A 26735-nucleotide genomic window follows, 5' to 3' on the forward strand; every position below is an offset into this window, starting at 1 on the left:
CATTGCGACCGGTTTGCTGCCGGCTGTTCGTCGACGTGTTACGGCAGCGTGAGGATCTCGGCGCCGGTGTCGGTGACCAGCAGGGTGTGCTCGAACTGCGCTGTCCACTTGCGGTCTCTGGTGACGACCGTCCAGCCGTCGTCCCAGATCTCGTAATCCAGCGCGCCGAGGTTGATCATCGGCTCGATGGTGAACGTCATCCCGGGTTGCAAGACGGTGCTGACGGCCGGCTGGTCGTAATGCAGGACCACCAGCCCGTTGTGGAACGTGGTGCCGATGCCGTGACCGGTGAAGTCGCGAACTACGTTGTACCCGAACCGATTTGCGTACGCCTCGATGACCCGACCCACCACCGACAGCGCCCGGCCGGGCTTGACGGCTTTGATCGCGCGCATCGTCGCCTCGTGCGTGCGCTCGACGAGCAAGCGGTGTTCCTCGGCGACGTCACCGGCCAGAAAGGTCGCGTTGGTGTCGCCGTGCACCCCGTTGATGTATGCGGTGACGTCGATGTTGACGATGTCGCCGTCCTCGATCACCGTCGAATCCGGGATGCCGTGGCAGATGACCTCGTTGAGCGACGTGCAGCACGATTTCGGAAAACCCTTGTAGCCCAACGTGGACGGGTAGGCGCCGTGGTCGACCATGTAGTCGTGCGCGATGCGGTCCAGATGGTCGGTGGTAACGCCGGGCGCGACGGCCTTGCCGGCTTCCTGCAGCGCCTGCGCCGCGATCCGCCCCGCGACGCGCATGTTTTCGATGACCTCGGGTTCCTGGACCCAAGGCTCGGTGCCCTCTTTGGCGGTGGCCTTGCCGACGTATTCCGGGCGCGCGATCCACTTGGGCACCGGCAACGTGGACGACAGCACGCCGGGGGCAAGCGCGGTGCGAGCAGGCATGGGACACAGCTTAGCGATGTGCGGCTCGGCCCGGCGCGGCACCGAGTTCGGCGCACGCATCGAGATTGCACCTCTGCAGGCCCGCGCTCGAAGAGTTCGTCTGCAGCCTTTCGATCTCGGCGAGCGGCGATCAGAACCGAGGCCGGCGCAGCAACGTCCGGCGGCGGGGACCCCGGATGATCACCGACCCGAACACCAACTGACCGCTCAGGACGACGTGCGGGTTGCCTTCGGCCGGCGGATCTTTGCGACGGTCGGTCGCGCTACCGACGTAGGCTTCCACGTTGTCGATCGAGGCACTCGCACCGTCGGGCAACCGCAGGTCGAGGTTGCCGAACTTCATGTCGATCTCGATGACGACGACGGGACCGGCGAAACGGGCTCTGGTGAGGTCGAGTTCGATGTTGCCGAACCGGCGCACCAGCGACAACCGGGTCGGCACCGTCCACTCGCCGTGGCGCTTGAGCGAGCCGGCCCAGCCGCGCAACTCCACCCGATCGGTGGCCGACGTCACGATCGCGCCCGGCGCGGGCAGGTCACCGACCAGACTGTCCAGCTCGTTGCGGGTGCGCGCAAAAGACACCTGCGTCGAGCGCTGCTCGAATTCGTCAAGGTCGATCAGCCCGAGCGCCAAAGCGTTGTGCAGCCGCCGCATGGTGCCGTTGCGGTCAGCATCCGACACCCGCACTGCCATGTCCCCGCCGGATTCCGTCATCGCCTTTTCCACTGCTCGACTACTGGCGATGATTCGCCCACCACACGTAACTTACCGGCGGACGTAGCTTCGTTGCAGCAAAGCCCTCGTCGGCGCGCGGTTCTCGGCTGCTGTCTGCACGCTTGGTCCGATGCATGTGTATCTACATACACATGAGTAGGCGAGTTCAGGTGATTCTGTCCGAGGAAGAGCGGGAAGCCTTCCGCCAGCAAGCCGCGGCGCAGCAGATGTCCCTCAGCAACTGGCTGCGACAAGCGGGACTCAAGCAACTCGAGGCCCAACGGGAACGTCCCATTCGTACCGCCCGGGACCTGCTTGAGTTCTTCGCGCATTCCGAAGACGCAGGAACAGAACCTGATTGGGAGACGCATCTGCAGGTGATGGCCGAGTCCCGCCGTCGCGGGCTCACGACGTCGTGATTTTCGTCGACACCAACGTCTTCATGTATGCGGTGGGTCGCGATCACCCACTGCGAACGCCCGCCCGCGAGTTCCTCGTGCACAGCGTGGAACACAAGGAGCGGCTTGTCACCTCAGCTGAGGTCGCCCAGGAATTGCTGCACGCGTACCTGCCGGTGGGCCGGATCTCGACGCTGGATTCGGCATTGACATTGGCACGGGAGCTAGCGGAAATCTGGCCCGTCGAGATGGCCGACATCCTGCACGCTCGAATACTGCACACCCGCCACCGCGGTCTCGGCGCGCGCGATCTGCTTCACCTGGCCTGCTGCCAGCGTCGCGGTGTCACGCGGATCAAGACGTTCGACCCGACCCTGGCGAGCGCCTTCGGCCCGTAGGCCGGCGAGCGGCCGCTAGCAGCGTTTGTCAGGCCAGGTAGCCAGGCGCCAGCGAGTCGAACATCACTTTGGTCATCCGGACCGCGTATTCCGAGCTGCCGCCCCCGACGATGAGCGCCGCGAACGCCAGGTCACCGCGGTATCCGGCGAACCAGGAATGTGATCCGCCCGCGAACTCGGCCTCGCCGGTCTTGCCGTAGATCTCCCCGCAGCCGGCGATCTCCTTGGCGGTGCCGTTGGTCACGACCAGGCGCATCATCGGCCGCAACGCTTCGACCATCTTCGGGCTGATCGGGGTGTTGTCGCCGGAGACGGTGGTGGGCCGACCGGCGATCAGCTGCGGGACCGGAGTCTTCCCGGCCGCGACCGTGGCCGCGACCAAAGCCATGCCGAACGGGCTGGCCAGCACCCGGCCCTGCCCGAAGCCGTCCTCGGTGCGCTCGGTCAGGTCCACCGTGGGCGGCACCGAGCCGGTCACCGTGGTGATGCCCTCGACCTGATAGTCCAGCCCGATGCCGTAGCGGTTGGCGGCCTGGGTCAGGCCGCGCGGCGGCAACTTGCTGCTCAGTTCGGCGAAGGTGGTGTTGCAGGAACTGGCGAACGCCCGCGACAGGGGCACCACGCCAAGATCGAAGCCGCCGTAGTTGGGGATGGTGCGGTGCCCGATGTCCAGGTGGCCGGGACATCCGAGCATGGTGTTCGGGGTGGCCATGTCGCGCTCCACGGCCGCACCGGCGGTGATCATCTTGAAGGTGGACCCCGGCGGATAGAGGCCGGTGGTGGCGAGCAGGCCATCGGCGTTCGCACCCGCGTTCTGCGCGATGGCCAGGATCTCGCCGGTCGACGGTTTGATCACCACCAGCATGGCTTTGCCGCCACGGGTGTCCACGGCATGCTGTGCGGCGTTCTGCACCGCGCGGTCCAGCGTGATCGAGACCGACGGCGCCGGTGTGCCCTCGACTTCGTGCAGCACCGCGACGTCGACCCCGTTCTGGTTGGTGGTGACGATCCGCCACCCCGCCTGCCCGTCGAGTTGGTCGACCACCGCCTTTTTCACCTGGCCCATCACCGCGGGCGCGAAGTTCGGATCGGTGGGCAACAGCTCGGGGCGCGGCGTGACGACGACGCCGGGCAGTCTGCCGATCGCCGGGAAGACGCGGTTGCTGTCGTCGGGCAGCAACGTGACCAGATCGACGGGTTGGGTTGCGGAGCTTGCCATTTCGGCAAGCAGTTGCGGGTCGTTGAGTTGGTCGTTGAACGGGTGCAGCGCCTCGATGACGGCGTGGGACGTGGCGATCAATTCGGTCCCGGCTTGGGTGGCGTCCAGTGAGTAGTTGTACAGGTAGCCCGGCGCCAGCACGTCGGTGCCGCCGAACTCGTTGACCGAGGCGCGCCGGGGCTGGTCGGCCCGCAACGCGAACGTCTGGTGCTCACCGAGCCTGGGATGCAGGCCGGTCGGGGTCCAGCGCACCTGCCAACGTCCCTCATCGCGGGCCATCTTCAGCTGGCCGTCATAGCTCCAGATCCGGTTCTTGGGCAGGTGCCAGGTGAAGCGGTACACCACCGTGCCGGTGTCCTCGGCGTACTTCGAGCTCAGCACCTGCGCGTCAAGGTGGGTGGCCTGCAGGCCGGCCCAGGCCGCGTTGAGCGCTTCGCGCGCGTCGTTGGGGCTGTCGCTCAGTTGCGCCGCGGTCGCGGTGTCACCGACGGACAGCGCGGCCAGGAACTTCTCGGCGGCGGGTCCGGGACCTTCGGGCCGCGGGGTACAGCCGGGCAGGACGGCGAGCGCCACCAGCAGGCACACCACCGAGGTTGCCAGTGTGACTGCTGAGACTGGAGTTTTTTTTGTGACCATCGATGCTGATGGTAGAAACTGTCGGCGTCACCGCCTCGTAGACACACCGAGACGAAACCGTGACGCTTGCTAGGGCGCGAACGGGTTGAGGATCGGCGGGATGATCTGGTTGCCGGTCACACCGGTGAACCGGACGAAGATCTGCGCGGGGATATTCAGGGTCTGGTAGACGCCGGCACCGACCCACGAGACCGGCAACTGCAAGAAGCTCGGCACTGCATCCACAAGGCTTTGGATCGGGTCGTAGACGAAGTAGGGAATCGAGGCCGCGAGCGTGCGCGAGTCCAGGATCAGGTTGGTCGGAACATCGGGATAACCCTGGGCGGCGAATGTCTGGTTGAGCACATTGAACAAGTTGACGTCGGGATCGAAGTAGGTGCCGTTGAAGACCGGGGACGTCAGCGGCGCACCCTGCATGTAGCTCGGCGTCGGAAGGCTGAAGGTATCCATGATCGTCGGCGTCGTACTGACGATCTGCCATGAGTTGTTGATCCAGCCGTCATGGATATTGTTGCCGGCCTGATCCCACATCAGGAAACTTGCTGTCTCAACGGGTGATTGGAAACCGTGACCGATGCCGGCGATGTTGGTATCCGTGTGGCCGTGGTCGGTGACGATGAGGGTGTTCCATTCCTCGCCGGGGTGGGTGGGCTGCCACATGGCCTCCCAGTCGGCTACCGCGCCCAGCACGCCTCTTGTCGCCAACGGCTGACCCGCAATTTGTTGGCCGAGGTTGGCGTCCATGTTTCGAAGGGCCGCCGCGTACTCCGGCGAGCCGCCGCCGAATGCATGCCCCATCTCGTCGACACCTACGTAGTAGGAGAAGATGAAATTCGCTTTGTCGGGGTCGGCGAGCATGATCGCGGCCTGGGTTTCCTGGCCGACCATGTTTTGCGACGCTACCCAGTACGGGTCGCTCGCGGCGTCATGCGGGACGAAAATGACATTGTCCGCAGGATGCGACCCGGCGCCGGCGATGTCGGTGATGACCGGCCAGTTGCCGATGACCGTCGTGTTGATGTCGTCGCCGTACGCGCCCTCGAGTTGGTTGTAGACGGTCGGCCAGTTGTCGTACGTCCACGGGGTGAAGACGTTGTTGGTGACGCCGGCCGTCTCGCTCCACACACCGGTCTGGATGGTCGTCCACGACGGGTTGGACACGCTGGTGTGTCCGACGATCGTCGACGCCGAGGTGGTGCTCTGCTCCATGAACAGATGGAAGTTCGGGGTCCCAGTGGGATCCGCCAGGATTCTGCTCAGATTCGTGCCGTCGGTGCCGATCAGCAGGAAATTCCCGTCCGGTGTGGCTAGCGCCCACTCGGCGAACTGGGCTTCAGTCACGAAGGTGGCCGTGTTGAGGAATGCGCCGGCGTTGCCGGTTGCGCCCGGGGCACCGAACAAGAACGGCCTGCCGCCGGCTCCCCCGGCCCCGCCGGCGACGGTTCCGGCGCCGCCGTACAGGTTGCCGCCGAGACCGCCGGTACCGCCGGCCCCGCCGTTGCCCCAGAACAAACCGCCGGTGCCGCCGGCGCCGCCCGCTCCGCCGCGCAGGCCACCGGTACCGCCGGCACCGCCGTTGCCGAAGAAGCCGGCGTTGCCCCCGCGTCCGCCCGTCCCGCCCGCAATTCCTGACCCGCCCCGGCCGCCATTGCCCCACAGGATCCCGCCGTCCCCGCCGGCTTGGCCGGTGCCGTTCACGCCGTTGAACCCGTCGCCGATGAGCGGCCGTCCCAGCAGCAGGTTCGTCGGCGCGTTGATCGCACCCAGAATGGGGTCGACGAGTGGCTGCAGCGGACCGGCATTGATCGCCTCGGCGGTCGCATACGCCTTGCTGGCATTGCCTAGTGCCTGCACGAATTGCTCGTGGAAGGCGGCGGCCTGCCGGCTGGCAGCCTCGTATGCCTCGCCGTGGCCGGAAAACAGCGAGGCGATCGCCGCCGACACCTCGTCACCGGCGGCTGCGATCAGCGTGCTGGTCGGTGCCAATGCCGCCAGATTCGCTGCGACGAGCGAGGATCCGATACCTGCGGCATCCGCCGCGGCTGAAGTCAAAAGGCTTGGTGCGGCGATCAGAAACGACATCATTGTCCTCCCAGCCGGAAACACTGACGATCGGAGATTGTGACGATACTCGTAAGTCGGCCAATTACGGCCCTTTTCGAGTCAGCCGGGTGGCGCTATGACGCCGGATCGCGTCGAGTGTGCAGCCAGCCGCACACCCGAGGCGAGCACTAATCCAGCAACACCGTTGCGAAGGTGCCGACTTCCTTGAACCCGATGCGGGCGTAGGCGGCCCGCGCCACGGTGTTGAAATCGTTCACGTACAGGCTGGCGATCCGCCCGCTGCCGACGATAACCGCGGCCAGCGTCGCGGTGCCCGCGGTGCCCATGCCCAGGCCCCGCCGCTCGGGATGGACCCAGACGCCCTGGATCTGGCCGACCGAGGGTGACTGCGAACCCACCTCGGCCTTGAACACGACCTGGCCGTGCTCGAAGCGGGCCCACGCCCGTCCGGCCGCAATCAGGCTGGCGACGCGACGACGATATCCGCGGCCGCCGTCGCCGAGTCGCGGATCGACCCCGACCTCGCCGATGAACATGTCCACCGCCGCGACCAGATAGGCGTCCAGTTCCTCCGGACGCACCTGGCGCACTTCGGTGTCCAGCGTGCAGTTTGGATGGGCGTTGAGCGCCATCAGCGGTTGGTCGGCGCGCACGTCACGCGCGGGCCCCCAGGCGGGTTCGAGGCGCTGCCACATCGGCAGCACCAAATCGGCCCGACCGACCAGCGACGAACACCGCCGTGCCGTGCTCTTGGCCTCGTCGGCGAACGCGTTGAGATCAATCAGGTTGCCGCGCAGTGGAATCAAATTGGCGCCGGCGAAACACAGCGACTCGTCCACGCCGCCGCGGGTCCACAGTTCGCCGCCGATGGAATTGGGCTCGACACCGTAGTCGGCGACGCGGGCGGCCACCATGCACGATTCGACCGGGTTCTCCCCCAGGACACGCCAGACGGCGGCGGCGTCACGCACCACTGACACCCGTCTCTCGCCAACCAGGCGCAAGATGGGCGGAGCCGACATCTCATAACTCTCTGTGGTGCGAATCGAGGGCCGGTGAGTTTGGCCCCTATCAGCTTACGGTGACAATAGGCGAACCGCTTGCTGCCGTCCCCGGATCCGTCTCGGTCAGGTCACCCATCTCCGAGGCGAGCCGCATGGCCTCTTCGATCAGCGTCTCGACGATCTGCGCCTCGGGCACCGTCTTGATCACTTCGCCCTTGACGAAGATCTGACCTTTGCCGTTGCCGGACGCCACGCCCAGATCTGCCTCGCGGGCCTCCCCCGGCCCGTTGACCACGCAGCCCATCACAGCCACCCGGAGCGGCACGTCGAGCCCGTCCAGCCCGGCGGTCACCTCGTTGGCCAGGGTGTAGACGTCCACCTGGGCGCGGCCGCACGACGGGCAGGACACGATCTCCAGCCCGCGTGGGCGCAGGTTCAGCGACTCCAGGATCTGCGTGCCGACCTTGACTTCCTCGACGGGCGGCGCCGACAACGACACCCGGATGGTGTCGCCGATCCCCCGGGAGAGCAGCGCGCCGAAGGCGACGGCGGACTTGATGGTGCCCTGGAACGCCGGACCGGCCTCGGTGACCCCGAGATGCAGCGGGTAGTCGCACTGCGCGGCCAACTGCTCGTAGGCCGCGACCATGATCACCGGGTCGTTGTGCTTGACGCTGATCTTGATGTTGCCGAAGCCGTGCTCCTCGAACAGCGAGGCCTCCCACAGCGCCGACTCGACCAGCGCCTCGGGGGTGGCTTTGCCGTACTTCTGCATGAACCGCTTGTCCAGCGAGCCGGCGTTGACACCGATGCGGATCGGGATGCCCGCGGCCCCGGCGGCTTTGGCCACCTCACCGACCCGGCCGTCGAATTCCTTGATGTTGCCCGGGTTGACCCGAACCGCCGCGCAGCCGGCGTCGATCGCGGCGAAGATGTATTTCGGCTGGAAGTGGATGTCGGCGATCACCGGGATCTGGCTGTGCTTGGCGATCTCGGCCAGCGCGTCGGCGTCCTCCTGACGTGGACAGGCCACCCGCACGATGTCGCACCCGGCGGCGGTCAGCTCGGCGATCTGCTGCAGGGTGGTGTTGACGTCGTGGGTCTTGGTGGTGCACATGGACTGCACCGCGATCGGGTGATCGCTGCCGACCCCGACGTCGCGGACCATCAGCTGTCGCGTCTTGCGCCGCGGCGCCAGCGTGGGGGCCGGGGGCTGCGGCATACCCAGGCCTATGGTCACTTGGCTTCGCCTTCTCTCTGTTTCTAGAAGAGCCGGATGGGATTGACCAGGTCGGCGGTGACGGTCAACAGGAAGAATCCGGCTACGAGAGCCAGCACCACGTAGGTCGCCGGCATGAGCTTGAGGTAATTCACCGGGGCGCCAGCCACCTTGCCGCGCGCCGACCGGATCATGTTGCGGATCTTTTCGTAGCACGCGACGGCGATATGGCCTCCGTCGAACGGCAGTAACGGCAGCAGGTTGATGGCGCCCAGGATGAGGTTCAGCTGGGCCAGGAAGAACCAGAAGGCCACCCACAGCCCGTGGTCGACGGTGTCGCCGCCGATGATGCTGGCGCCCACGACGCTCATCGGGGTCTGCGGGTCGCGCTCACCGCCGCCGATGGCTTGGACCAGGGCGCCGATCTTGGAGGGAATGGCGGCCAGGGATTTGCCGACCTCGACGGTGAGTTGGCCGGAGAAAGCTACCGTGGCCGGCACCGCCGACAGCACGTTGTACCGGGTCGGCGGTTCGGGCGACGGCGCCGCCACGCCGATGGCACCGACCGTCGCGGCTTTGGCGTCAGCGTCGCGTCCGGCGGAGACGAAACGCTGGGTGCTTTCGACATTGACGTTGGTGACGATGGTCTTCCCGTCACGTTCGACCACGACGGGCACGGTGCCGTGCAGTTTGCGCACCGCCGTCGCCATTTCCTCGAAGGTCGACACCGGGGTGTCGCCCACCTTGACCACGACGTCGCCGGCGCGGATCCCGGCCAGCGCCGCGGGGCCCGGTCCGTCGCATTTGTCGAGCTTGCCCTTGACGGTTTCCTGTGCGACGCAGCTGGTTTCGCCGACGACTGCCTTCGTCGACTGATGCAGGTTGGGCAGCCCCCAGATCACCGCGATGGCGTACATCAGCACCAGGAACAGCACGAAGTTCATTCCCGGCCCGGCGAACAGCACTGTCACGCGTTTCCAGGTCGCCTGCTTGTACATCGCGCGGTCTTCTTCGTCGGGCGCGAGTTCCTCGGCGGGAGTCATCCCGGCGATGTCGCAAAAACCGCCCAGCGGCAGGGCCTTGATCCCGTACTGGGTCTCACCACGTCGGGTCGACCACAGCGTCGGCCCGAAGCCGACGAAGTAGCGGCGCACCTTCATGCCGGTGCCGCGCGCTGCCCACATGTGGCCGCATTCGTGCAGGGCGACCGAGATGAGGAGGCACAGCGCAAACAGCACAATGCCGATAACGAACATCATCAGCCTGTTACGACCTTTCTCATGCCAAGCCGGAGACTCGGACCGACACGGGGTTAGCTGTCGCGATCGCATGTTGCGCCCGCTCACGAGCCCAACGCTGCGCCTCGAGTACTTCATCCACGGTAGCGGGTGAAACGGCCCACTGGTCAGCAGCGTGCAGCACGTCGGCGATGGTGGCGACGATCGCGGGGAACGGGATGCGCCGTTGCAGGAACGCCTCTGCGGATTCCTCGTTGGCGGCGTTGTAGACCGCGGTCATGCAGCCGCCGGTTTCCCCGGCCTGCCGGGCCAACTCCACCGCCGGGAACACCTCGCTGTCCAGCGGCTCGAATTCCCAGGTAGAAGCCTTGGTGAAGTCACAGCGGGCGGCGGCCCCGGGGACTCGGTGCGGCCAGCCCAGCGCCAGCGCGATCGGCAGCTTCATGTCCGGTGGACTGGCCTGGGCGATCGTCGAACCGTCGACGAAGGTGACCATCGAGTGCACGATCGACTGTGGGTGTACGACGACCTCGATGCGGTCATAGGGGATGCCGAACAGCAGGTGCGTTTCGATGAGTTCGAGGCCCTTGTTGACCAGTGAGGCCGAGTTCAGGGTGTTCATCGGCCCCATCGACCAGGTCGGATGCGCGCCCGCCTGCTCTGGGGTCACCCCCTGCAGGTCATCCGCCGACCAGCCGCGGAACGGCCCGCCGGAGGCCGTCAGCACCAGTTCGGCGACCTCGTCGGGGGTGCCGCCGCGCAGGCATTGCGCCAGCGCCGAGTGCTCGGAATCCACCGGTACGATCTGCCCCGGACCCGCCGCCGCCAACACCAGAGGCCCCCCGGCGATCAGCGATTCCTTGTTGGCCAGGGCCAGCCGGACCCCAGACTCCAGCGCGGCCAGCGTCGGCCGCAGTCCCAGCGCACCGACCAGCGCATTCAGCACGACGTCGGCCTCGGTCTCCTGCACCAGGCGAGTGGCGGCATCGGGTCCCCGGTAGGGAATATCGCCGGCCCGTTCGGCGGCGGCCGCGTCGGCGACCGCGATGTTGGTCACGCCGGTCTCGGCGCGCTGTCGTAGCAAGGTGTCCAGGTTGTGACCTCCGGCGGCCAACCCGACGACCTCGAAGCGGTCCGGGTTGGCGGCGATGACCTCCAATGCCTGGGTACCGATCGAGCCGGTGCTGCCCAGCACCAGCACTCGCAGGCGGCGATCGGAGATTGTCACCCGACCATTGTGCCGCGTGGGTGCGTCATGTCGGGCGGTACGCGGTCAACTCGCGCGTGTTCGACCCGTCCGTGCCGATGCTGACTCCGAATGACTGTGTAACCAATCCGCGGCGCGATCCGCGACGAATAGCTGACATGTTGACTCTCGCGTTGGTCGGCTTTCTCGGTGGCCTCATCACCGGGATCTCGCCGTGCATCCTGCCGGTCCTACCGGTGATCTTCTTCTCCGGGGCGCAAACAAACTCAGCCGGTGTGACGACGAAAACCGAAGGCTCCGTGGCAGTTCTACCGCCGCAAACCCACTCCGACAGGTCCCGTCCCTACCGCGTGATTGCCGGTTTGGTGCTCAGCTTCAGTGTGGTCACCCTGCTCGGCTCGGCGCTGCTCTCCGCGCTGCGACTGCCGCAGGACGCCATCCGTTGGGTTGCGTTGGTGGCCCTGCTGGCGATCGGAGCCGGGTTGATCTTCCCGCGCTTCGAGCAGTTGCTGGAGAAGCCGTTCTCACGCATTCCGCAGAAGCAGATCAGCACGCGCGGAAAGGGTTTCGGACTCGGCCTGGCGTTGGGTGTGCTCTATGTACCGTGTGCGGGACCGGTGCTGGCGGCCATCGTGGTGGCCGGTGCGACCGCCCAGATCGGTGTGGGAACCGTCGTGCTCACCGCCGCCTTCGCCGGCGGTGCCGCATTGCCGTTGCTGTTCTTCGCCCTCGCCGGTCGACGAATTGCCGTGCGGGTGAGCGCGTTTCGACGCCGGCAACGCGAAATCCGGATCGGCGCAGGAATCATGACCGTTCTGCTCGCGGTCGCGCTGGTGTTCGATCTGCCCGCCGTACTGCAACGCGCGATTCCCGACTACACCTCCTCGCTGCAGGACAAAGTCGGTGGCACAGAACAAATCCGCCGCCAACTCGAGCTCGGCGGCATCGTCACCGACCAGAACGCGCAGCTGTCCAACTGCAGCAACGGTGCCGCTGAACTTCTGAACTGCGGAACCGCACCCGATCTGCGAGGCATCAGCCGATGGCTCAACACCCCCGGGGGCGAGGCGGTCACGCTGGCTTCGTTGCGCGGCAAGGTGGTACTGGTCGACTTCTGGGCGTACTCGTGCATCAACTGTCAACGCGCTATCCCACACGTCGTCGGCTGGTATCAGGCCTACCGGGACAGCGGTCTGGTGGTCGTCGGCGTACACACACCCGAGTACGCCTTCGAGAAGGTCCCCGAGAACGTCGCCAAGGGAGCAGCCGACCTGGGCATCACGTATCCGATTGCGTTGGACGACAACTTCTCTACGTGGACGAACTACCGCAATCGGTATTGGCCGGCCGAGTATCTGATCGATGCCCGGGGCACGGTGCGGCACATGAAGTTCGGCGAAGGCGGTTACAGGGAGACCGAATCGTTGATCAGGCAGTTGCTCACCGACGCCACACCCGGCCGGCCACTTCCCCGGCCCGTCGACGCACCCGACCTCACACCGAAAACGATCCTGACCGCCGAGACCTACTTCGGCGTCGGCAAGGTCGTCAACTTCGGCGGCGGCGGGGTCTACGACGAAGGATCGGCGATTTTCGACTACCCGCCCACCCTGGCCGCGGACAGCTTTGCGCTGAAGGGCCGCTGGTCACTGGACTACCAGGGGGCGACGGCCGACGGCGACGACTCGTCGATCAAGCTCAACTACCACGCCAAGGACGTCTACGCCGTCGTCGGCGGCACCGGCACCCTGCAGGTGATCCGCGACGGCAAGACCACCACGGTGCCGATCGGCGGACCGCCGACCAACCGCAAGATCCTCGCCGGTGAGGCGCAGGCAGCCGGAACGGTCGAGGTGCGGCCCAGCAAGGGTGTGCAGATTTTCTCGTTCACTTACGGCTGAACCCCGTCCGGGACCCAATCGACTCCGAATCATCTACGTCGGGGACCCAACGAGGCGGCACACCGCCTCGGTACTCAATAGGAGCGAACGAAATGAAGACGGAAAACACGGTGGCGGCAACCGGTCTCGCGGTAGCTCTGGTGGCATGCGGACTGGCGATGGCGCCATACGCGGCAGCGGCCGACCTGGTGGGTCCGGGATGTGCGGACTACGCGGCGGCCAATCCCTCCGGACCGGCGTCGGTACAGGGCATGTCGCAGGTGCCGGTGGCGCAGGCCGCAGCGAACAACCCCATGCTCACCACGTTGACGTCGGCGTTGTCGGGTGGGCTCAATCCCCAGGTGAACCTCGTGGACACCCTCAACAGCGGCCAGTACACGGTGTTCGCTCCCACGGATGCCGCCTTCGGGAAACTGCCGCCGGCCACCATCGACCAACTCAAGACGGACTCGGCGATGCTGACCAGCATCCTGACCTACCACGTCGTCAACGGCCAGGCGACTCCGGCCAGGGTCGTGGGCACGCACACCACACTGCAGGGTGCGAGCGTGACGGTGACCGGCCAGGGCAACAACATCCGGGTCAACAACGCCGGTCTGGTCTGCGGCGGGGTGTCCACGGCGAATGCGCAGGTGTACATGATCGACACGGTGTTGATGCCGCCGGCATAGCAGGAGCGGACCTGCCCACGGCCAACCGGCCTGTGCCAGAATGTGGGTCGACAGTCCAGTCCAACCGGAGGGATCACCGTGGCCAGTACTGAGGTGGAGCCGTACAGCGGCGTCGATGAAGCTGAGGTGCCGTCCGCGCAGTGGGGCTGGAGCAAGATCAACTACCGCACCTGGTATGTCGTGGGCGGGTTCATCCTGGTCATGTTGTTGGCGTTCCTGCGCGGCAACCACGTCGGTCACGTCGAAGACATCTTCTGCATCGGGTTCGCCGCGCTGGTGCTCTTCATCCTGGTGCGCGACATCTGGGGGCGTCGCCGCGGCTGGCTGCGCTAGCGATCGGCGACCGCGGAACGCTTGTCGCGGCGCCTCCGGCGATAGCCGTTGCCCGCCGATGCTGCGACCAGCAGAACCGCCAACGCCACCAGCCATGGCCATCCGCCATGCTGATGCACCCAACCCGCCAACGAGCCCTGTAACCGGCTTGCCGCAGCGATCACCGCATCGTCCGGGCTGGCGTCCAGACTGAACAGTCGCACCTCATAGAGGCCGTAGTAGCCGACGTACAAGCCGACCAGGATCAGCAGCGCACCCCCGAACCGGTTGACGATCGGCAGCATCCCCCGCATCCGGTCGATCAGCGCTGCGCTCGCGGTTGCCACCGCCATCGCGAGGACACCGACGACCAGCGTCAGCCCCGCGATGTACGCGGCGTAGATGGCGACGCCGTCGAGCACCGATCCGCCCCGCAGTCCGGCGCCGGTGACGGCCAGGAACGGGCCGACGGTGCAGGACAGTGAGGCCATCGCATAACTCGCGCCGTAGCCGATCATCGAACTCAGTCGCGCGGTCGGAGCCCGGCGCGGGCCGACGGGCCTCAGCGCGGGCAGTTCCCGGCCGGACAGCAGCCAACCGCCGCTGCCGATCAGCAGTACTCCGATCAGCACCGTGACGTAGGGCAGGTAGCGCTGCACTGTCGAGGCCGCCGAGATGGTCAGCACGCCGAACGCGCCGAATACCGCTACGAAGCCGACCGCCATACACCCGGTGGCGACGGCCGCCCGGGCGACCGCGGCGATCGGGCTTCGGGTTTGCATCCCGCGCACCACCAGCAGCAGATAGGCGGGCAGCAGCGCGAACCCGCACGGGTTCAACGCGGCCACCAGGCCGGCGGCGAACGCGAGCCCGACGAGGGGCTGGTTCACCCCGGTCAGGACGTCAGCGCCGTAACCCGACCGGACAGTTCCTGCTGTGACATGGCCGAAGTGGTGTTGTTGACGAACGTGGACGAGCCGTCCGGGCGATAGAACACCCAGGCCGGCTGCCAGGGCACGTTGTAGCGGGCCCAGATCGCGCCGTCGGCGTCGTTGAGGTTGGTGAAGTTCAGTCCGTATTTGGCGACGAAGCCCTGCATCTGCCCGACGTCGGAGTGTGCGGCGACGCCGACGAAGGTGACGTTGGGGTTGGCGGCCGCCAGCTGGCTCAGGGCGGGCGCTTCGGCGTTGCAGTACGGGCAGAACGGCGTCCAGAACCACAGAACCGCCGGCTTGCCCTGCAATGTGGCGCCGTCGAACGGGGCGCCGCTGAGAGTGGTGCCGGTGAAGTTCAGGCGGTCATCGGCGGCGGACGCGTTCGGGGTGGCGCTCAGGCCGAGCAGCAGCAGGACGGCGATCGCCCCGGCGACAAGGATCCTCAATGGCGACAGAACTTTCATGGCAGACCTCATTTCCGGGCGTGTGCCTTGATCACGTACCCCTGTCTGCGCGGGTTCAACACCCCGCCTCACCGAGGATGCGCAGGCTACCCGCCCGCCAAGCCTTCACTGGCCAGCTGTCCACAGGCTCAGGCTGAACGGCCCGTGCTCCAGCTACCCGCCCTCGGCGGCCAGCTGTCCACAGGCTCAGGCTGAACGGCCCGTGCTCCAGCTACCCGCCCTCGGCGGCCAGCTGTCCACACGCCGCACTGATCTCGCGGCCGCGGGTATCGCGCACTGTGCACGAAACACCCTGCGCGCGAACGCGTCTGACGAACTCACGTTCGGCCGGCTTGGGGCTGGCATCCCAGTCACTGCCCGGCGTGGGGTTCAGCGGGATCAGGTTGACGTGCGCCAGCGGGCCCAGCTTCCGGTGCAGCAGTTTGCCCAGCAGGTCGGCTCGCCACGGCTGGTCGTTGACGTCGCGGATCAGGGCGTACTCGACCGACACCCGCCGACCGGTCACGTCCGCGTAATAGCGGGCGGCGTCCAGCACCTCGCTGACCTTCCACCTGTTGTTGACGGGCACCAGGGTGTCGCGCAACTCGTCGTCGGGGGTGTGCAGGGACAGCGCCAGCGTCACACCGAGCCGCTCGTCGGCCAGTTTGCGGATAGCCGGAGCCAGACCCACCGTCGACACAGTCACCGAGCGGGCCGAGATACCGAATCCCGACGGCGGCGCCTCGACGATCCGGCGGACCGCGGCGACCACCCGGGCGTAGTTGGCCAGCGGTTCGCCCATGCCCATGAAGACCACGTTGGACAGGCGCTCACCGAATTCGTCGCGCGATGCGACCGCGGCGGCGCGCACCTGCTCGAGGATCTCGGCGGTGGACAGATTGCGGGTCAGTCCGCCCTGGCCGGTGGCGCAGAACGGGCAGGCCATGCCGCAGCCGGCTTGCGAGGAGATGCATACGGTGTTGCGCTGTGGGTAGCGCATCAGGACTGACTCGACGGTGGCGCCATCGACGCAGCGCCACAATGTCTTTCGCGTTTGACCCGCGTCGCAGGTGACTTCGCGCGCCGCGGTGATCAGATCCGGGAACATGCTGGCGGCCACCCGGTCGCGCACCGCCGCGGGTAGATCCGTCATCTGACGGGGATCGGCGATCAGACGCCCGTAGTACTGGTTCGCCAGCTGTTTGGCCCGAAAAGCCGGCAGTCCCAGCGCGGTAACGGCGTCGGCGCGCCCGGCCGCGTCGAGGTCGGCCAAGTGCCGCGGCGGCTTACCGCGGCGGGGCGCATCAAAAACCAATTCCTGGACCATTACCAGTCCAGTATCAGGGCAGCAGCGCCAGAACGGTCCACGCGGCCACCGCCGACGGCAGGATGCCGTCCAGCCTGTCCATGATGCCGCCGTGGCCGGGCAGCAGTCGACCCATGTCCTTGATGCCCAGATCGCGCTTGACCTGCGACTCGATCAGGTCGCCCAGCGTGGTCGTCAAGACGAAGAGCACCCCCAGGAGTGCCCCGACCCACCACCGTTCACCGGCCAGGAAGGTCGCGGTCAGGATCGTCGCCGTGATCCCGCACACCAGCGAACCGGTGAAGCCCTCCCAGGACTTCTTCGGGCTGATCATCGGCACCATCGGATGCTTGCCGAACATCGCGCCTACCGCGTATCCCCCGGTGTCGGAACTGATTACGGCGATCATCATGCAGAACACCCAGCCTGGCCCGTACTGCGGGTCGTAGACGAGCATCGCGGCGAAGGACCCGAACAGCGGCACCCACGTGCACAGGAACACGGTTGCGGAGACGTCACGCAGGTAATTGCTCGACGGCGGGGGGCCGTCGGTTTCGTCGACGTGGGCACGCTCGTCCTGCATGAACAACCGCCAGATCATGCAGATCACCACCATCCCGCCGAAGCCGGCGAGGGCACCGGTGGCGCGATACGGCCACGTCAGCCAGATCGTCGCCTGCCCCCCGACCAGCAATGGGATGACCGGGATCAGATAACCCGCTTCCCGGAGTCGGCGCACCACCTCGTGACTGGCCACCAGGATCGCCAGTGAGCACCACAACACCCAGAAGTGCGGCACGCACAGCAAAGTGGCGATGAGGGCGGCACCGATGCTGGCCCCCACCGCGATCGCGGCAGGCAGGTTGCGCCCGGCCCGGGACTTCTTCTTCTTGGGTCGGCGCGCTCTGACGTCGACCGGCTCGTCGGTCGGGTTGCCGGCTTCGGCATCGGTGGTTGCCACGGACGTGGAAGGACTTGACTGCTGCGGCCGCTAGACCTCCAGCAGCTCGCCCTCTTTGTGCTTGACCAGCTCGTCGATCTGGGCGACGTACTGGTGGGTGGCTTTCTCCAAGTCCTTCTCCGCCCGGGTGACCTCGTCTTCGCCGGCCTCGCCGTCCTTGCGGATGCGGTGCAGCTCCTCCATCGCCTTGCGGCGGATGTTGCGCACCGAAACCCTCGCGTCCTCCCCCTTGGCCTTGGCCTGCTTGACCAGGTCGCGCCGGCGTTCCTCGGTGAGCTGCGGTATGGCCACGCGGATCAGCGTGCCGTCGTTGGTGGGGTTGACGCCCAGGTCGGAGTTACGGATGGCCGTCACGATCGCGTTGACCTGGCTGGCTTCGTAGGGCTTGATGACGACGAGCCGGGCCTCGGGAACGTTGATGCTGGCCAACTGGGTGATCGGGGTGGTTGCGCCGTAGTAGTCGATGACGATCCGGGAGAACATGCCCGGGTTGGCACGGCCGGTGCGAATGGTCGACAGGTCGTCGCGGGCCACCGAGACGGCCTTCTCCATCTTCTCCTCGGCGTCGAAGAGAGCCTCGTCAATCATTCGTCACGCTCCTCGGGCTCCTCAGGTGGTTACCAGCGTCCCGATCTTCTCACCAGCGACCGCCCGGGCGATATTGCCGTCGGTCAGCAGGTTGAACACCAGGATCGGCATGCCATTGTCCATACACAGGCTGAACGCGGTGGCATCGGCCACCCGCAAGCCGCGATCGATGACTTCGCGGTGACTGATCGCGGTGAGCAACTCGGCGTCCGGGTTCTCCCGCGGATCCTCGGCAAACACGCCGTCGACCGCTTTGGCCATCAACACCACGTCGGCACCGATCTCCAACGCCCGTTGCGCCGCGGTGGTGTCGGTGGAGAAGTACGGCAGGCCCATGCCGGCCCCGAAGATCACCACTCGCCCCTTTTCCAGGTGCCGAACCGCACGCAGCGGAAGGTAGGGCTCGGCCACCTGACCCATCGTGATCGCGGTCTGCACGCGTGTGGCGATGCCCTCTTTCTCCAGGAAGTCCTGCAGCGCCAGGCTGTTCATCACGGTGCCGAGCATGCCCATGTAGTCCGAGCGGGTCCGCTCCATGCCGCGCTGCTGTAGCTGCGCGCCACGGAAGAAGTTGCCACCGCCGATCACCACCGCGACCTGCACCCCGCCGCGCACCACTTCGGCGATCTGACGGGCCACCAGCGCAACCACGTCGGGATCAAGCCCGACCTGACCTCCGCCGAACATCTCCCCGCCCAGCTTCAGCAGCACGCGGGAGAACTTCGACGGCGAGCCGGCGACCGCGGCGGCCGGCATCCCGTTGGTCTCCCTGGGCTCTGTCATCGGTCTCCTCGCCTGAAACTGCCATCCCAGCAAACCTTTCGGGACGACCACTCTTATCCTGCCTCATCGCCGCGTTCCGCTGAGGGCCGGGTCCTCGAGTCCAATCCAGGTTTGGCCGTCCTTCGGTTTGGGAATCCGCTCTTCGCGACGGTGACATCACGGTCTGAGCACGACGGCCGCATCGTCCGGGGGCGGGCCGGTCCAATTCGATCGGTTCATCACACCTAGCACTCACCAATGCCATCGCGGCTGATCGAGGAGGAACTCATGGCGGACAGCAACTCGGGACCGGCTGAAGCGGTCAAGGGTGTCGTCGAGGACGTCAAGGGCAAGGCCAAAGAAGCGATCGGGACCGTGACGGGTCGTGGCGACCTGATCAATGAGGGCGAAGCGCAGCAGGACAAGGCAGAAGCACAGCGCGACGCCGCCAAGAAAGAAGCGCAGGCCGAAGCCGCGCGCAGCGCCGCCGAGGTCGCCGAACAGCGTCAGAAGGCGCAACAGTAGAACTTGTTGGAAGGATGGGCCCGGTCTGTGTAACGGACGGGGCCCATCGAACATCTGCGGGTATTCGCCGCCGGCGGCGTAACAAAATTGGAATAATCGCTCACCGAATGGGGTAATCAGCGCTGCGCTCGGGGTGGAGGTCTCCACGAGGACGCGGCAGTGGGTCGGGGTACGCGGGCACCACCCTCATGAGGTTTGGAGATGCGGAGTTGGATGTTCTGCTGCTCAGCGACGAGAGCGATTTCGAATCCGCGCTGGAGCTGGCACCTTTCGCCTTGACAGTGCGCACCGCGCCCTTGACCGGCTTGGACAATGGGGCGCTGGACGGCGCCGACGTCGCGGTCATCGATGCTCGTACCGACTTGGTGGCGGCTCGCGCCGCATGTCGCCGCCTGACAGCCAACCTGCCCGCGCTGGCCGTGGTTGCCGTGGTCGCGCCCGCGGACTTCGTCGCACTGGACGTCGACTGGAACTTCGACGATGTGCTGCTCGCCGCGGCCGGGCCCGACGAACTGCAGGCGCGATTGCGATTGGCCATCACGCGTCGGCGCAACGCCGTGGGCGGCACGCTGCAATTCGGTGACCTCGTGTTGCACCCGTCCAGCTACACCGTTTCGTTGCGGGGCGCGGACCTGGGTCTGACACTGACCGAGTTCAAATTGCTGAATTTCCTCGTACAGCACGCCGGGCGGGCGTTCAGCCGGACCCGACTGATGCACGAAGTGTGGGGGTATGAGAGCAACGGGCGGGTCCGCACTGTCGATGTGCACGTGCGCCGCCTGCGGGCCAAGCTCGGCCCGGAGCACGAGTCGGTGGTCGACACCGTCCGCGGAGTCGGGTACATGGCGGTGACCCCGCCGCAGCCGCGCTGGATCGTGGGCGAGCCGGTGCTGAACCCCGCATCGGCATCGGGCGCCCCGGATCCCGTCGCGCGCTGAGGTATCCATCCGACGGCGGGCCTCCGCCCGAACGGCGGGCTTTCGCCCGCCACAAGATCCCCCAACGGGAAATCCTCCCCGCGCCATGGCGGCGGCGCGGGGAGGATCAACCTGGCTAACTAGGCTGCGTTAGGCCGGTCAGTTGGTTGCCGGGGCACTCGGGTTCGGCACCGCGTCGGGGGCCGGGGCCGAGTTCGGACCGGGAACCGCGTTCGGCGCGGGCACCGAGTTGGGGCCGGGCACCGAGTTGGGCGCAGGCGCCGGGTTCGGCAAGGCATTGGGCGCCGGGGCGCCTGCCTGGCTACCCTCCCAGACCAGCACATCCTGCACGCCGTCGTTGTAGACCACCCGGGTCGGAGCGGGACCGGTCACGTCGAAGTAGATCTTTCCGCTGGCCATCCCGCCCTGGGTGATCGGCGCAGGACTCAAGCCTTCAGGAGTCATCTTCGTGGTGATCACGCGGTAATTCTGGCCCTCGGCACGGGCGTTGAAGTTGGACACCACGGGCGTGATCACACCGCTGTTGGCGCGAACCTGGACATCGGCCTGCCAGAGCTGACCCTTGGGGGTGTAGCCCGGGATGGTGATATTGGCGGGCTGCAGGTTGCTGACCGTGTAGTCGGTGCTCAGGGGGCCGTCGACCAGCGTCTCCGGCGTCCCCAGACCCTCGACGATGGTGGGCGCAGCGGAAGCCGCCGCGGCCCCGAACAAGCTCACCGCCGCGATACCGGCGGCGCCGATGGCCGTCTTTGCAGTGGTAGTGCTGAACTTCACGTCAATCCTCTCATTCGATCTCATTCGGAGCAGTCAGCTTTGCTCGTTCAATTGCCAACCGCACGTAACCGCCCAATTACCCAACGCACACATACTCAAACAGTGACAGCGCGTCGAATCCCGTTGTGCAGCCTCATTACCAGCGAAAACAGCAGCAATTTGAGATGGGCCACAATACGTTTCGTGCCACAACTTTCACATTTTCACCATGACGATTTCGCACCTCGGCTGACAATCATCGAATAGGACGGCAGCACAATCGGGCTCGGTCACCAGCCAATGCCGCTGGCGGCAAATGCGTTATCGGAGTTATTAATGACGCGCCGTCGGTACCGTCCGGCGCGGACATATGTCAATATGCTTGATATGACCCGCACCGAGGACGCGCCGCTGGGCTACCTGCTGTATCGGGTGGCGTCGGTGCTGCGGCCCGAGGCGTCGGCCGCACTCGCACCACTGGGGCTCACGTTGCCCGAATTCGTCTGTCTGCGAATACTTTCCACATCACCGGGGTCATCCAGCGCCGAACTGGCGCGGCATGCCAGCGTCACCCCGCAGGCGATGAACACCGTGCTGCACAAACTTGAAGATATCGGCGCCGTTGCCCGGCCGGCCTCGGTGTCGTCCGGACGCGCATTGCCGGCCTCGCTGACCACCAAGGGCCGCGGTCTGCTCAAGCGCGCCGAGTCCGTGGTGCGCGCCGCCGACGCCCGCATCCTGGCCAAACTGACCGAGACTCAGCAACGTGAGTTCAAGCGGATGTTGGAGAAGCTCGGCTCCGACTAGTCGGCGTGGATCCGGGCGAACGGCGCGGCCTCTTCGAGTTCATAGGCGAGTTCCAGCAGTCGCGCTTCCTGCCCGGTCGCCGCGGACAGCATCATGCCCACCGGCAGACCCGATGCGGATCTGCCCAGCGGCAGCGAGATCGCCGGATCTCCGGACACGTTCTGCAACGGCGTGAACGCGACCCACTCGGACAGCCGATCGATGACCTGTCGGTACTCCGTGGGTGCCAGATACCCGACCTGCGGCGTCGCGTCGGCGAGAGTCGGGGTGAGCAGGGCGTCGTAACTGGCGAAGAACTCCGCGCTACGCCGCGGCAACCGGCGCAGCCGCGCGATCGCCAGTGGGAGCCGGTGCAGATTGCTCTTGGCATGGCGATAGAGACCCAGCGTCAGCGCGTCCAGTCGAGTGCGGTCGAAGGTGTCACCGAACGCACGCCGGCCGACGCTCACCTGGCCCAGCGACAGCAGTCCCCAATACAGCACGAAATCGTCGAGGAAGCTGGTCGGAACCCAGGAGCTGTCGACGTGTTCGACATGGTGCCCCAACTCTTCCAGCAAGCCAGCCGATTTAAGCGTCAGATCCCGGACTTCCGGGCTGGATTCACGCTGAATCGACTGCGTCGCAACGGCGATCTTCAAGCGGCGTTTGCCGGGGCCGGTCACGTCACCGATGGGTGGCAGCTTCGGGTTGCGGAAGACGCGCTCGACCTCGCGATAACAGGCTGCCGTGTCACGCACCGTGCGGGTCACGACACCGTTGGCGACGATGCCCACCGGCATGCGACGGTACTGCGGATCCAACGGCATCCGTCCACGCGACGGCTTCAACCCGACCAACCCGGTGCACGCCGCCGGGATGCGGATCGAACCTCCCCCGTCGTTGGCATGGGCGATCGGCACCACGCCGGCCGCGACGAACGCACCCGACCCCGACGACGACGCGCCCGCGGTGTAGTCGGTGTTCCACGGGTTACGGACCGGTCCCAACCGCGGGTGCTCGGCGGCGGCGCTGAAACCGAACTCAGAGAGCTGAGTCTTGCCCAGCGCTATCAGTCCGGTGTCCAGCAGCACCCGGCTGACCTGGCTGTCGGCCTTGGCCGGGCGGGGTTCCCACGCATCGGTGCCGTACATCGACGGCATCCCTGCGACGTCGACGTTGTCCTTGATCAACGTCGGCACGCCGGCAAAGAAGCCGGTGCAGTCCCGTGCGACGGCGGCGCGAGCGCCGTCGAACGCCGCGTACGCCAAACCGTTGAGGCTGGGATCGACGGCTTCCGCGCGGGCGATCGCCGCCTCGATGACCTCGGTCCGGCTCAGCCGACCGGAGCGGAGGGCCTCAGCCACACCGATCGCGTCGAGGTCACCCAGGGCGTCGTCGCCGAATGCATGTACGCGCGGCATCGGACCGGCGCTAGGCCTGACCCACCTCGAAGCGCACGAACCGGGTCACGGTGACGCCGGCCTCGTCGAGCAGCGCCTTGACGGTCTTCTTGTTGTCGGACACCGACGGCTGCTCGAGCAGCACGGCGTCCTTGAAGAAGCCGTTCAGCCGGCCCTCGACGATCTTGGGCAGCGCCTGCTCGGGCTTGCCTTCGGCCTTCGCGGTCTCCTCGGCGATACGTCGCTCGCTGGCCACCACGTCTTCCGGGACGTCGTCGCGGGACAGGTAACGGGCCTTGAGCGCCGCGATCTGCAGCGCCACCGCGTGTGCCGCGTCGGCGCCGTCACCGGTGTACTCGACCAGCACCCCCACCGCGGGCGGTAGGTCCGCGGCGCGCTTATGCAGGTAGGTCTCGACGGTGCCGTCGAAGTTGGCGACCCGGCGCAGCTCCAGCTTTTCGCCGATCTTGGCCGACAGCGCCGCGATCGCCTCCTCGACCGTCTGGCCGCCGGCGTCGGCCGCTTTGAGCGCGTCGACGTCGGTCGCCTTCGCCGACACCGCCGCCTCGACGATCTTGTTGGCCAACTGCTGGAACTCGTCGTTCTTCGCGACGAAGTCGGTTTCGGAGTTCAGCTCGATGAGCGCGCCGTCCTTGGCGGCGACCAGGCCCTCGGCCGTCGCGCGCTCGGCACGCTTACCGACGTCCTTGGCGCCCTTGATGCGCAGCGCCTCCACGGCCTTGTCGAAGTCGCCGTCCGTCTCGACCAGGGCGTTCTTGCAGTCGAGCATGCCGGCACCGGTCAGCTCCCGAAGTCGCTTGACGTCGGCAGCGGTGTAGTTCGCCAATGCTCAGCCTTTCCTAGGATGCATCTGTGGTTGATTCGGTGGCACCGGTGTCAGCGGTGGCCGCGGCACCCGCCAGGAGTTCCTGCTCCCATTCGGGCAACGGCTCGGCGGCCTCGGCCTCCGGCTTGCCGTCGCCGCGTCCCACGCCGGCGCGGGCCTGCAGGCCCTCGGCCACGGCCGAGGCGATCACCTTGGTCAGCAGGGCGGCCGAACGGATCGCGTCGTCGTTGCCCGGGATCGGGTAGTCGACCTCGTCGGGATCGCAGTTGGTGTCCAGGATCGCGATGACCGGGATACCCAGCTTGCGGGCCTCGCCGACGGCGATGTGCTCCTTGTTGGTGTCGACGACCCAGATGGCCGACGGCACCTTGGCCATGTCCCGGATACCGCCCAGCGACCGCTCCAGCTTGTTCTTCTCGCGGGTCAGACCCAGGATTTCCTTCTTGGTGCGGCCCTCGAAGCCACCGGTCTGCTCCATCGCCTCGAGTTCCTTGAGGCGCTGCAGCCGCTTGTGCACGGTGGAGAAGTTGGTGAGCATGCCGCCCAGCCAGCGCTGGTTCACATACGGCATGCCGACGCGAGTTGCTTCGGCCGCGACCGACTCCTGCGCCTGCTTCTTGGTGCCGACGAACAGCACCGTCCCGCCGTGGGCGACGGTTTCCTTGACGAACTCGTACGCCTTGTCGATGAAGGTCAGCGTTTGCTGCAGGTCGATGATGTAGATGCCATTGCGGTCGGTGAAGATGAACCGCTTCATCTTGGGGTTCCAGCGCCGGGTCTGATGCCCGAAGTGGGTGCCGCTGTCGAGCAGCTGCTTCATGGTTACGACGGCCATGCTGATGCCTTACTTGTGTCGGTTGTTGCCCGGCATCGGGTGACGCCAAGCCCTGGCGCCTGCTGCGATGCCGCACCCGCTTCCAAGAGAACTCGGCTGCGGGACCGCTCGGCATGCTGTCGCGGATCCCAGAACCACTGGGTCGCTGTGCAGACGCGCGAAGTCAGCCCGCTTGTCACGAGCTGCGTCGAGAAGTTTACACCGACTCGGCACCTGCTTTTTCCCAGCTGCGCCCGTCGTCCACAGGCCCGTCCCGGCGACTGGCCCGCAAATCCGGTTCCGGATGCACTGAGCAGGTGCGATGGCTGGTGGTGGCGCTGATCCTGGGCTGGGTGCTGGTCAATGCGCCGGCTGCAGACGCCGACAGCGGGCGGCTTCAGTGGCCGTTGCGTCCGACGCCGACGGTCCTGCGGGGTTTCGACGCGCCGTCACCGAACTGGTTGTCCGGCCACCGCGGGGTGGACCTCGGCGGCGTACCGGGACAGCCGGTGTATGCCGCGGGCGATGCGACGGTGGTGTTCGCCGGTGTGTTGGCGGGTCGGCCGGCCGTGTCGTTGGCTCATCCGGGCGGTTTGCACACCAGCTACGAGCCGGTCCGTGCCGCGGTGCGGGCGGGTCAGTCGGTGGCGTCGGGCGCGGTGATCGGTGAGTTGATGGCCGGGCACGCAGGTTGTCCCGACGCGGCATGCCTGCACTGGGGCGCGATGTGGGGCCCGGCGTCGCGGGCCGACTACGTCGACCCGCTGGGTCTGCTGGCGTCGACGCCGATCCGGCTCAAGCCGCTGGCACCCCCGGCGAGCAGACGCAAAAGCCCCCTATTTCGGCACGAAATAGGGGCTTTTGCGTCTGTTCGCGCCGAGGAACCGTTAGGCGCGGGGGTGGGCCTGGTCGTGCACCGCACGCAACCGGGACACCGCGACGTGGGTGTAGAGCTGGGTGGTGGCCAGGCTGGAGTGGCCGAGCAGTTCCTGCACCACGCGCAGGTCGGCCCCGCCTTCCAGCAGATGGGTGGCCGCGCTGTGCCGCAGCCCGTGCGGACCCATGTCGGGCGCGCCGTCCACCGCGGCGACGGTCTGGTGCACCACCGTGCGCGCCTGCCGCACGTCGAGACGCCGGCCGCGAGCACCGAGCAGCAGCGCCGGCCCGGACTCGGCGGTGGCCAGCGCCGGTCGCCCTTCGGTCAACCAGGCCCGCAGCGCCTCGGCGGCCGGTTGCCCGAACGGCGCGCTGCGTTGCTTGTTGCCCTTGCCCAGAACCCGCACGAGGCGGTGCGTGGTGTCGACGTCGTCGACGTCCAGCCCGCACAGCTCGCTGACCCGGATTCCGGTGGCGTACAGCAGCTCGACGATCAGCCGGTCCCGCAACGCGAGCGGATCACCTTGCTGCGCACCGGATTTAGCGGCTGTCATGGCCGCCAGCGCCTGGTCCTGACGCAACACCGCGGGCAGGGTGCGATGAGCTTTGGGGACCTGCAGCCGCACCGCCGGATCGTCCGCGATGAGACCCCGCCGCAGCGCCCAGGCGGTGAAGGCCTTGACCGACGAGGTGCGCCGGGCCAGCGTGGTGCGGGCCGCACCGGCACCCGCCGCGGTGGCCAGCCACGACCGCAGCACCGGCAGGCGCAGCGATTGCAGTGACGAGCCCCGCTGCGTCAGAAAGTCCAGCAACGACCGGATGTCGCCCAGATAGGCCCGGCGGGTGTGCGCCGACCGACCGCACTGCAGCTCCAGGTATTCGTCGAACTCCTCGAGGATCGCCTGCACTCCCTCACGCTCGCA

The 26735-nt window shown here is 66.8% G+C and carries 27 protein-coding genes and 1 pseudogene; 9 read left to right on the top strand and 19 right to left on the bottom strand.

Going from position 1 to position 26735, the window contains the following annotated elements:
• Nucleotides 1-38 precede the first annotated feature (38 nt).
• Nucleotides 39-896 carry a type I methionyl aminopeptidase gene (gene map / locus AC5Y46_RS07285; protein ID WP_499942180.1) on the bottom strand — a complete coding sequence of 286 codons (858 nt, stop codon included), beginning with the start codon at nt 894-896 and terminating at the stop codon, nt 39-41.
• 130 nt (nt 897-1026) lie between these two features.
• Nucleotides 1027-1611 carry a DUF1707 SHOCT-like domain-containing protein gene (locus AC5Y46_RS07290; protein WP_499942178.1) on the bottom strand — a complete coding sequence of 195 codons (585 nt, stop codon included), beginning with the start codon at nt 1609-1611 and terminating at the stop codon, nt 1027-1029.
• A gap of 152 nt (nt 1612-1763) precedes the next feature.
• Between AC5Y46_RS07290 and AC5Y46_RS07295 the strand changes: the two genes are divergently transcribed.
• Together AC5Y46_RS07295 and AC5Y46_RS07300 are read left to right on the top strand one after the other, a co-directional pair.
• Nucleotides 1764-2030, top strand: a complete 267-nt coding sequence (locus AC5Y46_RS07295; RefSeq protein ID WP_499942177.1) for a plasmid mobilization protein — start codon at nt 1764-1766, stop codon at nt 2028-2030.
• Nucleotides 2027-2407, top strand: a complete 381-nt coding sequence (locus tag AC5Y46_RS07300; RefSeq protein ID WP_499942175.1) for a type II toxin-antitoxin system VapC family toxin — start codon at nt 2027-2029, stop codon at nt 2405-2407. Before AC5Y46_RS07295 ends, AC5Y46_RS07300 begins: the two co-directional genes overlap by 4 nt.
• A gap of 28 nt (nt 2408-2435) precedes the next feature.
• Here the strand turns inward: AC5Y46_RS07300 and AC5Y46_RS07305 are convergent, their stop codons facing one another.
• From AC5Y46_RS07305 to dxr, 6 genes are all read right to left on the bottom strand, one after another.
• Nucleotides 2436-4262, bottom strand: a complete 1827-nt coding sequence (locus AC5Y46_RS07305; protein WP_499942174.1) for a penicillin-binding transpeptidase domain-containing protein — start codon at nt 4260-4262, stop codon at nt 2436-2438.
• 69 nt (nt 4263-4331) lie between these two features.
• Nucleotides 4332-6344, bottom strand: coding sequence for a PE domain-containing protein (locus AC5Y46_RS07310; protein WP_499942173.1), 2013 nt, complete (start codon nt 6342-6344; stop codon nt 4332-4334).
• A gap of 149 nt (nt 6345-6493) precedes the next feature.
• Nucleotides 6494-7348 (bottom strand): GNAT family N-acetyltransferase, encoded by an 855-nt coding sequence (locus AC5Y46_RS07315; RefSeq protein ID WP_499942171.1) that lies wholly within the window; start codon nt 7346-7348, stop codon nt 6494-6496.
• A gap of 49 nt (nt 7349-7397) precedes the next feature.
• Entirely contained in the window at nt 7398-8570 is a 1173-nt protein-coding gene (gene ispG, locus AC5Y46_RS07320) for a flavodoxin-dependent (E)-4-hydroxy-3-methylbut-2-enyl-diphosphate synthase (protein WP_499942170.1), read from the bottom strand.
• A gap of 23 nt (nt 8571-8593) precedes the next feature.
• Nucleotides 8594-9808 (bottom strand): M50 family metallopeptidase, encoded by a 1215-nt coding sequence (locus tag AC5Y46_RS07325; protein WP_499990552.1) that lies wholly within the window; start codon nt 9806-9808, stop codon nt 8594-8596.
• A 19-nt stretch (nt 9809-9827) separates the two neighbouring features.
• A complete protein-coding gene (gene dxr / locus AC5Y46_RS07330; protein WP_499990554.1) occupies nt 9828-11015 on the bottom strand; it encodes a 1-deoxy-D-xylulose-5-phosphate reductoisomerase in 1188 nt (395 codons plus the stop codon).
• 137 nt (nt 11016-11152) lie between these two features.
• Between dxr and AC5Y46_RS07335 the strand changes: the two genes are divergently transcribed.
• The 3 genes from AC5Y46_RS07335 to AC5Y46_RS07345 all read left to right on the top strand — a co-directional run bounded on the left by AC5Y46_RS07335 (nt 11153) and on the right by AC5Y46_RS07345 (nt 13899).
• Entirely contained in the window at nt 11153-12895 is a 1743-nt protein-coding gene (locus AC5Y46_RS07335; RefSeq protein ID WP_499990557.1) for a cytochrome c biogenesis protein DipZ, read from the top strand.
• A 92-nt stretch (nt 12896-12987) separates the two neighbouring features.
• Entirely contained in the window at nt 12988-13566 is a 579-nt protein-coding gene (locus AC5Y46_RS07340; protein WP_499990558.1) for a fasciclin domain-containing protein, read from the top strand.
• A gap of 78 nt (nt 13567-13644) precedes the next feature.
• Nucleotides 13645-13899, top strand: a complete 255-nt coding sequence (locus tag AC5Y46_RS07345; protein WP_499942161.1) for a DUF2631 domain-containing protein — start codon at nt 13645-13647, stop codon at nt 13897-13899.
• Here AC5Y46_RS07345 and AC5Y46_RS07350 read toward each other — a convergent pair.
• The 6 genes from AC5Y46_RS07350 to pyrH all read right to left on the bottom strand — a co-directional run bounded on the left by AC5Y46_RS07350 (nt 13896) and on the right by pyrH (nt 18894).
• A complete protein-coding gene (locus AC5Y46_RS07350; protein WP_499990559.1) occupies nt 13896-14768 on the bottom strand; it encodes a cytochrome c biogenesis CcdA family protein in 873 nt (290 codons plus the stop codon). The two genes, AC5Y46_RS07345 and AC5Y46_RS07350, sit on opposite strands and share 4 nt — an antisense overlap.
• Before the next feature lie 5 nt (nt 14769-14773).
• Entirely contained in the window at nt 14774-15277 is a 504-nt protein-coding gene (dsbE, locus tag AC5Y46_RS07355) for a disulfide bond-forming protein DsbE (RefSeq protein ID WP_499990560.1), read from the bottom strand.
• A 211-nt stretch (nt 15278-15488) separates the two neighbouring features.
• Nucleotides 15489-16583, bottom strand: a complete 1095-nt coding sequence (gene rlmN / locus AC5Y46_RS07360; RefSeq protein ID WP_499990562.1) for a dual-specificity RNA methyltransferase RlmN — start codon at nt 16581-16583, stop codon at nt 15489-15491.
• Between the two features lie 13 nt (nt 16584-16596).
• Nucleotides 16597-17523, bottom strand: a complete 927-nt coding sequence (locus tag AC5Y46_RS07365) for a phosphatidate cytidylyltransferase (RefSeq protein WP_499990563.1) — start codon at nt 17521-17523, stop codon at nt 16597-16599.
• A 30-nt stretch (nt 17524-17553) separates the two neighbouring features.
• A complete protein-coding gene (gene frr / locus AC5Y46_RS07370; RefSeq protein ID WP_499942153.1) occupies nt 17554-18111 on the bottom strand; it encodes a ribosome recycling factor in 558 nt (185 codons plus the stop codon).
• Nucleotides 18112-18132: 21 nt separating this feature from the next.
• Nucleotides 18133-18894, bottom strand: a complete 762-nt coding sequence (gene pyrH, locus AC5Y46_RS07375) for a UMP kinase (protein ID WP_499942150.1) — start codon at nt 18892-18894, stop codon at nt 18133-18135.
• A 267-nt stretch (nt 18895-19161) separates the two neighbouring features.
• Here pyrH and mbp1 point away from each other — a divergent pair, with 267 nt between their 5' ends.
• Both mbp1 and AC5Y46_RS07385 read left to right on the top strand, forming a co-directional pair.
• The gene (mbp1, locus tag AC5Y46_RS07380; protein WP_499942148.1) at nt 19162-19398 is read left to right on the top strand and encodes a microaggregate-binding protein 1; all 237 of its coding nucleotides are present in this window, start codon (nt 19162-19164) and stop codon (nt 19396-19398) included.
• Nucleotides 19399-19586: 188 nt separating this feature from the next.
• Entirely contained in the window at nt 19587-20336 is a 750-nt protein-coding gene (locus tag AC5Y46_RS07385; RefSeq protein ID WP_499990564.1) for a winged helix-turn-helix domain-containing protein, read from the top strand.
• Nucleotides 20337-20474: 138 nt separating this feature from the next.
• Here the strand turns inward: AC5Y46_RS07385 and AC5Y46_RS07390 are convergent, their stop codons facing one another.
• Complete coding sequence (locus AC5Y46_RS07390; protein ID WP_499942145.1) at nt 20475-21110, bottom strand: MPT63 family protein; 636 nt, start codon at nt 21108-21110, stop codon at nt 20475-20477.
• Nucleotides 21111-21476: 366 nt separating this feature from the next.
• Between AC5Y46_RS07390 and AC5Y46_RS07395 the strand changes: the two genes are divergently transcribed.
• Nucleotides 21477-21896 (top strand): MarR family winged helix-turn-helix transcriptional regulator, encoded by a 420-nt coding sequence (locus tag AC5Y46_RS07395; protein WP_499942143.1) that lies wholly within the window; start codon nt 21477-21479, stop codon nt 21894-21896.
• Here AC5Y46_RS07395 and AC5Y46_RS07400 read toward each other — a convergent pair.
• From AC5Y46_RS07400 to rpsB, 3 genes are read right to left on the bottom strand one after another with little or no spacing between them, the layout of a single operon-like run.
• Complete coding sequence (locus AC5Y46_RS07400) at nt 21893-23296, bottom strand: amidase (RefSeq protein ID WP_499990567.1); 1404 nt, start codon at nt 23294-23296, stop codon at nt 21893-21895. The genes AC5Y46_RS07395 and AC5Y46_RS07400 overlap by 4 nt on opposite strands.
• A 10-nt stretch (nt 23297-23306) precedes the next feature.
• Entirely contained in the window at nt 23307-24122 is an 816-nt protein-coding gene (gene tsf, locus AC5Y46_RS07405) for a translation elongation factor Ts (RefSeq protein WP_499990568.1), read from the bottom strand.
• 13 nt (nt 24123-24135) lie between these two features.
• Entirely contained in the window at nt 24136-24957 is an 822-nt protein-coding gene (gene rpsB, locus AC5Y46_RS07410) for a 30S ribosomal protein S2 (protein WP_499942140.1), read from the bottom strand.
• A gap of 296 nt (nt 24958-25253) precedes the next feature.
• On the opposite strand from rpsB, the pseudogene AC5Y46_RS07415 reads away from it, so the two are divergent.
• Nucleotides 25254-25748 (top strand): annotated as a pseudogene (locus tag AC5Y46_RS07415) (M23 family metallopeptidase); the annotation flags it as partial.
• Between the two features lie 75 nt (nt 25749-25823).
• Here the strand turns inward: AC5Y46_RS07415 and AC5Y46_RS07420 are convergent.
• Complete coding sequence (locus AC5Y46_RS07420) at nt 25824-26720, bottom strand: tyrosine recombinase XerC (protein WP_499942138.1); 897 nt, start codon at nt 26718-26720, stop codon at nt 25824-25826.
• Nucleotides 26721-26735: the final 15 nt, after the last annotated feature.

This window comes from Mycobacterium sp. NGS59, assembly GCF_059812345.1.